Origin of the sequence: Levilactobacillus muriae (assembly GCF_045862015.1) — a bacterium.
GTDB lineage: Bacteria > Bacillota > Bacilli > Lactobacillales > Lactobacillaceae > Levilactobacillus > Levilactobacillus muriae.
The window spans coordinates 1-3,674 of record NZ_BAAFRU010000049.1 but is presented as its reverse complement, the minus strand read 5'-3'; the positions used below and the strand labels follow the sequence as shown (position 1 = coordinate 3,674).

2 protein-coding genes are annotated in these 3,674 nt (G+C 40.9%); both read left to right on the top strand.

The window, feature by feature from the left end; all coding sequences use genetic code 11:
* On the top strand, positions 1-1,568 hold a 1,568-nt coding region (locus ACKTSF_RS14240), incomplete at its 5' end, for a MobA/MobL family protein (protein WP_407890249.1).
* 96 nt (positions 1,569-1,664) lie between these two features.
* A partial coding sequence (locus ACKTSF_RS14235) for a DNA topoisomerase 3 (RefSeq protein ID WP_407890247.1) occupies positions 1,665-3,674 on the top strand: 2,010 nt, incomplete at its 3' end.

The window sequence follows — 3,674 nt, the reverse complement described above, 5'->3', positions numbered from 1 at the left end:
ATACCGGAACTAGCAAGTACCCTAAGAGTAGAAAGATACTGATGGTCGATTGGGATAAGAAAGAAAAAATAATTGAATGGCGTCATAATTGGGCAGTTAGTGTCAATCAGGTTTTAGAGCAAAAAAATATTCCCGATCGGATCAGTGAAAAATCATTTACTGAGCAGGGAATAGATGATACACCAACCCAACACGAGGGAATTAATAGTAAGCGGTATGAAAGAAAAGAATTTAACCAACAAGTAAAGAACTATCGCAAAGCCAAAGCCAGTTATAAAAACAACCAAGAAAAAGCAATCAATAGAGGTCACTTAGATAGCCTAAGTGAACACTTCTCGTTTAATGAAAAACGGGTGGTCAATGAGTTAAGCCATGAACTGAAAACTTATATCAGTTTGGAGAGTTTAGATGATAAACGGCGCATGCTATTTAATTGGAAAAATAGCACCTTAATTAAACATGCAGTTGGTGAAGATGTGACTAAACAATTATTGACAATTAACCAACAAGAAAGCTCATTAAAAAAGGCAGATGAACTCTTAAACAAAGTGGTCGATCGTACCACGAAAAAACTTTATCCAGAGCTTAATTTTGAACAGACCACGCAAGCTGAAAGACGAGAATTAATTAAGGAAACCGAAAGCGAGCAAACAGTTTTCAAAGGCAGTGAATTAAACGAACGTTTAATGAATATTCGTGATGATTTATTGACCCAGCAATTATTGACCTTTACCAAGCGGCCATACGTTGGTTTTAAGTTATTAATGCAACAAGAAAAAGAGACCAAAATTGATCTGAAATATACGCTAATGATCCACTCTGATAGCTTAGAAAGCCTAGAACACGTCGATAAAGGACTACTAGAAAAGTATTCACCAGCAGAACAGCAAACGATTACGAGAGCAGTCAAAGACCTACGGACAATCATAGCAGTTAAGCAAGTCATTCAAACGCAATACCATGAAGTATTGAAAAGAGCCTTTCCTAATGGTGATTTAGATGATCTTTCACTAGTTAGACAAGAACAGGCCTATACAGCCGTGATGTACTATGATCCAACTTTAAAGCCATTAAAAGTCGAAACAATGGCACAATGGCAAGAAAACCCACCGAGGGTTTTCAGTACCCAAGAACATCAATTAGGGTTAGCTTATTTATCGGGACAGCTTAGCTTAGATCAGTTAGAGAATCATCACTTACAACGGGTTTTAAAGCATGACGGCACTAAACAACTCTTTTTGGGTGAATGTAAAGTCGATCCAACGATTAAGAACAGTCAGATTGAGAAAATCCAAAAACAGTTAAAAGAGCAACAAGCTAAGGACGATCAATATCGAAAATCCCAGCTGGCACATTATCAACCGTTAAATTATAAGCCAGTTAGTCCAAACTACTACTTAAAGACGGCCTTTAGTGACGCGATCATGACTGTTCTATATGCTTGTGATGAAGATTACCAACGACAAAGACAGGCGCAAGGTTTAAAAGAGACTGAGTGGGAAATGGCGAAAAAGCAACGGCAACACCAAACTCGAAATCGGCATGAAGATGGGGGCATGCACTTGTAATCGGAATAAAAAATGCACCGTTAAACCTGGTTAAAAGCGGCTGAACAAGGCAAAACAGAATTAGATCAAAAATTGAATCATAAGGAGTGAACGAACATGACCACTGTTATCTTAGCTGAAAAACCCAGTCAAGCCCGTTCATACGTCCAAGCCTTTCAAAAGAGCACAAAAAAACAGGGTTACTATACGGTTAGTGACCCTGTTTTGCCCGATAATACGCTTGTCACGTATGGTCTCGGACATTTAGTTGAACTAGCCACACCGGATAAATATGATCAGAAATACCAGCAATGGGCCTTATCTAATTTACCGATTTTCCCCGATAAATACAAGTTTGAAGTGTCAGCTAGTAAAAAAGCCCAATTCAAGGTCGTTAAAGACCTGTTAACGAAAGCCGATACCATTATTGTGGCCACCGATAGTGGTCGAGAAGGGTCAAATATCGCGTGGTCGATCATGAACCAAGCGCATATTGATGTTAAGTCGAAAACGATTAAGCGCCTTTGGTTGAATAGCCTAGAAAAAGACGCGATTATTACCGGCTTTAAAAATCTTGGTGATTGGCACAAAGACTATTTGGCTTATAAAGAAGCCCAAACCCGTCAAATTAGTGACTGGTTAATTGGTATGAATGGCAGTCCTTTATATACTTTGTTGTTAAGACAAAAAGGGGTGCGCGGGGTGTACTCAATTGGTCGCGTGCAGACGCCAACCTTGTATATGGTTTATCGAAGAGACCAGGCAATCAAAAACTTTAAGCCGGAACCCTATTTTGAACTAAATGCGGAAATTTTAGCTAATCAGCAAAAATTCGTCGCAAAATTAGACCCCTATCAGCGATTTAAAGACGAAACAGGGATAATGACATTCATGCAAGCTAAACACGTTCAGAAAGGCTCACAGGGCGGTTTAATCAAGGACGTCCAAAAACAGGCTAAAAAGCGTGCTAGTCCCCAACTATTCTCACTATCCAGTCTGCAAAGTGCCATGAATAAACGTTATCACGCCAGCGCCAGCCAAACCTTAGCAGCCATTCAAAGTTTATATGAAGCCAAGTTGTTGAGTTATCCCCGCACCGATTGTGCTTATATCACTGATGAAGAATTTGAGTACTTAGTGGCTAATCTGACGAAGTATCTGGGTTTAGTCTCTAAGCAAGTCGCTTTAACCAATACCACCCCAAATAAACGTTACGTCAATGGGAAAAAGGTTGAAGAGCATTACGCCATTATCATGACTAAAGTTGTGCCGACTAAAGAGAAACTAGCCAGCTTATCTAAATTACAGCAACAAGTCTATGACCTGGTTTTAAGGACGACGTTAGCGATGTTTGCTGATCCGTACGAGTACGAAGAAACCACCATTATCACCCAAGTTGGTGACGCCAATTTTAAAGCAACCGGTAAGGTCCCAACTAAGCAAGGTTGGCAAGCTTTATTTGATGATCACAAAACCGACCAGCAAGAGGCAGCCACCCTACCGATCGTTCACCAAGGCGACCAAGTTCAAGCGAATCTGCAAACACCGCAAAAAGAAACGACACCACCGGTGCCCTTTACCGAAGGTACCTTAATTACGGCAATGAAGACGGCCGGTAAAACACTTGATGATGAAGAAGCCCAGGCGATTCTTAAAGATGTGCAAGGCATTGGAACGAGCGCAACCCGGGCAAATGTGCTGGAAGTGTTAAAGAAGCGCGGCTATTTAGTTACTGAAAAGAACAAGCTCCACGTCAGTGAAGCGGGGATTACTTTATGTAAAGCGGTTGAACTCGAACCCTTGTTAACTAGCCCAGAGATGACAGAAAAATGGGAGCAAGCATTACAGCAAATCAGTACCGAAGAACGCACCCCAGATAACTTTTTGAGCCAGATTAAGAAGTTTGTGGCGAAGTTAATTGCTGATGTCCCCACACAATTAACCGGCAATTCAGCCATTAAGCAACAAATCAATCACCAACAGCAAGCACAAAAGTCCGCCGAGGTCTTCTTAGAAACACCGCAAGCGACCGTTTTAAATAAACAGAAGTTTTATATTGTAAAGCCTAAGCAAGGCGAAGACTTTACCCTGCCCAAGAAATGGAGCAGTAAGACCCTCGGGAAGACC